We start from the raw sequence: 6,021 nt of genomic DNA, 5'->3' as shown, positions 1-6,021 counted from the left end.
CAATCGCCGGCTGCGGGCCTCTCAGGTTCCTCGACTTCTCTTTCCCTGCGCGCTGTCTCCAACCACCCCGGGGAGTCCAACGGATGCGTGCGAGTGTCGCTTCTCCGCTGGTAGCAGAACCGGGTCCGTCGTCTCTGCGCGCTGCCTCTCGTTTTCTTGCACATCCTTGCTCGGGGGGGCCTCGTTAGGTTTGGGGCGTACCGGCTGTACGAGCGCGTCGTCACCAAACGAGGGCAGGGCGTCGGGCGCATACCCTGCGGGCGGCTCATGTTGAGCGGGCAGTGCGATGACAAAGGTCGCGCCCCGGTCCAGTTTACTCTGTACGCGAATCTGTCCCCCATTAAGTGTAATCAATTCGTAGGCCAGGCTGAGCCCAATCCCCGAGCCCTCTTGCATCCGTGTTGTGGTGTGGGCGCCACGGTAGAACCGGTCGAACAAGCGCTCCTGTTCTTCTTCGGGGATGCCCGGCCCTGTATCGGATACGGAGATTGCGACGGCTTATTTGGGGGATGCCTCGGCCTCTTCGTGCTCGGTGTCGAACCGAATGAGCCCACGGTCGGAGCCGATCCACAGGGTGTTGGAGCTATCGCTGGGTGCGTACTGGCGGTGGAGTGCATGCTCAGGCGGGGAGCGCTCGGCATCGGGCGGAGCAGGCGCATCCAAAACCCGGTGTTCCGTAGAGGAGCGATACCGCAGTGCTACAACCGGATTTGGTATGAGCTATGAGATCATTCCTTAGCGGATGTGAAGCGGCGGCCGTCTCCGTTGTGGTGGCGCTCCCGAGATGCCTCGGCCCACTCAGCAGTAGGCATAGGCGATGCGCCCAGTGTGACGCGAGAGGTCGCGTCGCTCTCTGTGATGTTGAGCCGGTAGGTTGTGAGCACGCCCCATGAAACGCCGACGTCGCGGGCGTATCCAGCCAGGCGCACCCCCTGTTTGCACAGTGCTCCGTCACACTGCTTAGCAAAGAACACAGCATCGTTTTCCTCCAGAATAACGCCCGGCCGGGCAAGGAAAGCCGTGCGTGGAACGCCATCCACAATGTCGGTGCGCACACGTACGCCCCATACATCCCAGAAGGTAGGCATGCCCATCGGGGCCAGGTCAACATCAATGAGATGACGCTGCTGATGCGCCGTGGTGCCGCTTGTGCGGTAACGGCGCAAGGCCTCACGCTCGTGCGCCACCAGCGTCTCCCGAAAAGCCTCCTGCTCCAACAGCGTCGTACGGACATCGCGGATAAGCCCCAGTCCTGGGCCGCCCGTTAGGGCTCCCCATGCCATGCCGACAAAGGGGACAGTCTGCACCAACACCACCCCCACGAGCACACAACCAAGTAGAATGCCTCCAGTCCAGCGGGCGAAAGAAGAGTCGAGCATGAGAATGCGAGGTACGTTTAGGAAGACGACCGGTTCTCATCGTGCCACCACAGATAGCGCACCACGCTCAGGTAACCCACAAAGGCAGCAGCGGCCATGCCGAACCCAGCCCGCGTGATCAGCGCCTGTCCGCCCAGCACGGCTTCCATCAGCATCATAACGAGGAGGAAGAGCGAAGCAATCAGCGTAGCCCCCAGCAGTGCCAGAGGCCACGCCTGAAAGGCCCGTCCGTCGAACATAGCATTCACGTCCTCTCTGAATCTCCGTGACAGGCCTCCTTATGCCGGTGCGTTGCCCGGCTTCCACTTGATGCTGCACCCCATGGACGGGTGCTGCTCGTCGGGCAGCGTGCCGCTGTTGAGCACTGCATCGAGCGCGGCATGCAGGTCTTGACCGTGCGCCATGCCGTTGTTGGGGCGCGTTTCGTCGTAGCGTCCTCGGTAAACCAGTTCGCGGTCCTTGTTAAACACGTAGAAATCGGGGGTGCAAGCCGCCTGATAGGCCTTGGCAACTTCTTGCGTTTCGTCTTGCAGATATGGGAAGGGGTATTCTTTCTCTTCAGCCCGCTCGGTCATCTTCTCGAAGCTGTCGTCGGGGTAGTTTTCGGCATCATTGGCACAGATGGCGACAAACTGCGCGCCGCGTTCACCATACACACGTGCGGTTTCCACGAGCGCGGGCTCTACGTGGTGCACATACGGGCAGTGGTTACAGATAAACATGACGACAAGCGCTGAGGCGTCGTCGTAATCATCCAGCGCCCGGCGGTCGCCATCGAGATCATCCACTTCCGGATTGGCAATGGGTAGGTCAAAGTCAGGGGCTTTCGTCCCCAATTCGAGCATATGAGATTCTACAGCAGCCATGCGAGTACAGGGTTGGTAATACAATCGATTTGCGAGTCATGCTCTCAACCCGAGGACTGGAGCAGAGTTCATGCTGCGCTGAGGCCGTTCGGGATTTGTTACGGATGCACAGGATAGCAGCGCGTCGAGCTATATAGTTAGGAAGCCCCTTGCACAAGCCGCCGCACAAGGGCGCGTTGCGAAGCGGGGCCGTCGCTATAGGTAGTTCCGGTTCCCCAGGCTTCTGGGAATGCATGCAGTACATGCGGACTACCCGCAGCTACGATTAGCGCCCGTGGATGCGCCTGTAACGCATCGAACACGGCCCGATGGGCTGTCGGAAACTGAAAGTCGTGCCATGCTGCTGGCTCCAGCGTAAGCACCGCCACAACGTGGTTGGCCTGGTGGATGCGCGCAGCCACCGCTGCACTGCGGGCCAGCGACACCTCAGCAGGGCAGGCGATGTATGCTGCATCGGGAGCATGTGCAGAGAGGGCGTCGCGCAGGGCGGAGTCATCGTCGGTTTCGGCGGGTTGGGCCGTACAGCGGACGACCAGGGTCTGGTCGTCGTACGGGAGCCGGTCCGCGATGTCCGGCGGCACGTCGATGGCCTGCTCGGCAATGGCATGGGCTGCGCGCTGGTGTAGGCGGCGCCCCACGGCGTCGTGCAGGACCGGGTTGGGACGCAGGCCCGTTGGGCGGCGCTTGTGTACCCACGCCATCAGGCGATGGACGCGAGCCACGGCTGCATTCAGGCGCTCCTCCTCGACGAGGCCCTGCTCAACAGCCCCGGCAATGCCCTCGATGACGGCCTCGGCATCGGGTGGATCCAGCAGCATATCCACGCCTGCATTTAGCAGCGTAGCCGCGCGGGCTCCTGGCGCGTCGATGCCATCCATAAGCAAGCTATCGGATACGATCACGCCGTCAAATCCCCAGGTGTCGCGCATCAGGCCTTGCAGAATGGCAGGCGAAGCTGTGGCGGGCTTCTCGCTTGCGTCGAGGGCAGGGTAGGCCACATGCGCGGTCATCAGGCCAGTGGTGCCGGCTTGAATAGCCGCTCGAAAGGGAAGGGCATCGGTACGCGCAAGGGTCTTCGCATGCGCCGATACAACAGGCTGTGCCACATGCGAATCGGTGGTGGTGCGTCCGTGGCCGGGGGCGTGCTTAGCGGTTGTGGCCAGTCCGTGTCCCTGTGCTGTCGTCACAAACGCGTGAATGTGCGGCGCCACAGCGCGCGCTGTATCGCCGAAGGCACGTGTGGCAATGATTGGATTGCGCGATTCGTTGCGCAGGTCAGCGACTGGGGCAAACGCCCAGTGAATCCCACATGCCTGAGCCTCGGCAGCGGTGATGTGAGCGAGTATCTGTGTGGCGCGCCGCCCAGCGTGTCCACAGGCAAGAGCGCGCGGGAAGACCGTTGCACCTGCCACCTGCTGGCCGACGCCCTGCTCGATATCTGCCCCAACAAGCACTGGTTTGGAGGCGGCATTGTGCACTGCGGTCAGTGCATCAGCACAGTCGGGCCATGAGGCGTTAAACAGCAAGAGTCCGCCAATCGGGTAGCGTTCGCAGAGCGCACAGATGCGGTCAAGATCTTCGGAAGCGGTGCGCACCGGTGGGAGCGCTGATCCCATTCGTACCATAATGAGGCGCGCGGCACGGGCGCGTAACGAAGCGGAGTTAGCCATAGCAAAGCAAGACGATAGCGGCAGCGTAGCGAAACAATGCCTTATCAGGCTATGGATTCGGGACATACAGCCCATGGGTGCGGATATACGACCGCACTGCTGCGGGCACCATGTAGCGGATGGAACGTCCGTCGTAGCATCGTTGGCGCACTTCGGTGCTCGACACTTCCAGCATCGGGGCTGCCACGTAGCGGGCACAGTTGGCAAAGCGCGGAGCAGCTACGTCGCCGAGTCCGCCTGGGCGCTTATACACAACCAGGTCAGCGAGTTCGGCAATGGTGTCGGGCTCGCGCCACGTATGAAAGGTATCGAGGCTGTCGCTGCCAATGAGTAGGGAAAATGAGGCTTCGGGATGCTGCTCGGTGAGTGCGCGCACCGTATCGACCGTGTACGAGACTCCGGGGCGCTCAATCTCGATATTGCAGACCGAGAACCCCTCATGGTCTGCAACGGCTGCGCGTGTCATTGCCAGTCGGTCGGAAGCAGGCGCCAGATGGTCATTGGTTTTGTGCGGCGGGGTTGCGTTGGGGATCCACCACACCGCATCAAACTCAAACTGGTCGCAAGCCACCTCGGCCACAATAAGATGGGCAATGTGTGGAGGGTTAAATGACCCGCCAAAAAGAGCAATGCGCATAGGAGCGGCGGTGAGCAAAACAGCACAGCAGGAAAAGCAGCGGGGCATCCCCGCGGGTCAAGCGGCAATTACGGCGTATCTTGCGCGATCTGATCTTCATCGCTCTCACGCGCCTCGATACGCTCTAAGCGCTCCTGGGCCCGCTCGTATTGACGCTCTGCCTCGCGCAGGTGCGGACTGTCTGGAAAGACTTGCGCAAGCCGATTATAGTTTTCGATGGCAGACTCGAACCGTTCGGCCTGGCGCTGCGGCACGCTCATGGCGGCGTACTCAACGTATGTGCGTACCGATGCCGCAAGCGCCCGGTCGGCGTAGTCGGTATCGGGGTACTGGTCAAACACCTCCTCGTACGTGTACGCTGCGGCGCGGTACATGCGGCGGCGTTCGTAGAGCTCGCCTGCTTCGAACTGCTTGCGCGACAGCTTATTGCGTAGCTCAAGCACTTTCTCTTCTGCATCGCTCACCTTTTCGTGATTCGGGTAGCGCTGCATGTAAAGTTGAAAGTTCGAAATAGCTTGCTCCGTGTCGGTCTGATCGAGCTTGTAGTGGGGCGATTCCTTGTAGTACATCAGCGCCCGACGGTACTCCGCTTCCGGAAGCCGCACATTATTTCGGTAGAGCTGCGTGAACCGGTTGTACTCCGTAGCGGCCAGCAGGTGCTCGCCTCGTTCTTCGTGGGCCCGAGCCAGATAGAACTGCGCATCGGGCGCTTCGTCGGTGCCCCGTCCGTACTCGAATACGCCACGGAAGTAGTCGATCGCTTCCTCGTACTCTTCCTCTTCGTACAGCTCCATCCCCTTCTGATACGCCTGTTCAGCCGAGCTATGCGTCACGCGCTGCGAGCCTGAACAGCCCGCCAACAACACGCTGCATACCACAGCTCCAAACAAAAGATAACGCATCGCACGAAAAGAACGGTACATAAGCAGCACAATGGAAGCAACAGACGCGATGCCCCAAGACGGTAGAAAACGCCTCGGCGTGATGGTATAGTGCCTTTTTTGGGGCAGTTACGGGGGCGTAACGTACGCTGAAAAGGCGCTGTTCCTCTTAGCGTCTCGTTCACGCACCCTTGTCACAATCCTCTATACACCGCCGCGTCGCCTCTTGTGGCTGGTGAATGCAGGGGAGCAGCCCATGAGCCGGAGAGAACGCCACGCTCCTTTGGATCTGCTCATCCCAGACCACTTAATAATACCATCTGCGCTGAATCATCATACAGGTGTTTGCAATCGGTGAGCGACGAAACTCGCCTTAATGTCGCCGGGGACGCAAGCGGTACCGACAGCGGTCGGCACAGGTTACCCGGCTATGGGCTGCAAATCCTTAGCCCGGGATCAGGAGCGAAGCGGATATCCCGGGCGGCCTCCTAAACCCTTTCTTCCGGTCATCCCGGACTTGATCCGGGATCCAGAACATCTGGTAGCCGGAGACTGGGAGCGCTACTTCGGTGCGGATGTCTCCATCAG

8 protein-coding genes are annotated in these 6,021 nt (G+C 60.7%); all 8 read right to left on the bottom strand.

Annotated elements, in window-relative coordinates; genetic code table 11:
* Window positions 1-21: 21 nt before the first annotated feature.
* Entirely contained in the window at window positions 22-489 is a 468-nt protein-coding gene (locus tag R6U20_RS02085) for an ATP-binding protein (RefSeq protein WP_410336217.1), read from the bottom strand.
* 9 nt (window positions 490-498) lie between these two features.
* Window positions 499-663: a hypothetical protein gene (locus R6U20_RS02080; RefSeq protein ID WP_410336216.1), complete on the bottom strand. Its 165-nt coding sequence runs from the start codon at window positions 661-663 to the stop codon at window positions 499-501.
* Window positions 664-728: 65 nt separating this feature from the next.
* Window positions 729-1,379, bottom strand: coding sequence for a hypothetical protein (locus R6U20_RS02075; protein ID WP_410336215.1), 651 nt, complete (start codon window positions 1,377-1,379; stop codon window positions 729-731).
* Window positions 1,380-1,396: 17 nt separating this feature from the next.
* A complete protein-coding gene (locus tag R6U20_RS02070) occupies window positions 1,397-1,618 on the bottom strand; it encodes an ABC transporter permease (protein ID WP_410336214.1) in 222 nt (73 codons plus the stop codon).
* Window positions 1,619-1,657: 39 nt separating this feature from the next.
* Window positions 1,658-2,245, bottom strand: a complete 588-nt coding sequence (locus tag R6U20_RS02065; RefSeq protein ID WP_410336213.1) for a thioredoxin family protein — start codon at window positions 2,243-2,245, stop codon at window positions 1,658-1,660.
* 137 nt (window positions 2,246-2,382) lie between these two features.
* A complete protein-coding gene (locus tag R6U20_RS02060; RefSeq protein ID WP_410336212.1) occupies window positions 2,383-3,915 on the bottom strand; it encodes a glycoside hydrolase family 3 protein in 1,533 nt (510 codons plus the stop codon).
* Window positions 3,916-3,964: 49 nt separating this feature from the next.
* Window positions 3,965-4,552, bottom strand: coding sequence for a nicotinate (nicotinamide) nucleotide adenylyltransferase (nadD, locus tag R6U20_RS02055; protein ID WP_410336211.1), 588 nt, complete (start codon window positions 4,550-4,552; stop codon window positions 3,965-3,967).
* 68 nt (window positions 4,553-4,620) lie between these two features.
* Entirely contained in the window at window positions 4,621-5,454 is an 834-nt protein-coding gene (locus R6U20_RS02050; RefSeq protein ID WP_410336210.1) for an outer membrane protein assembly factor BamD, read from the bottom strand.
* Between the last annotated feature and the right edge of the window lie 567 nt (window positions 5,455-6,021).

The sequence above is a fragment of the Longimonas sp. genome (genome assembly GCF_046498435.1).
Taxonomy (GTDB): Bacteria; Bacteroidota; Rhodothermia; order Rhodothermales; family Salinibacteraceae; genus Longimonas.
Note: the sequence above shows the minus strand (reverse complement) of the source record. Positions and strands in the feature narration are given on the sequence as shown.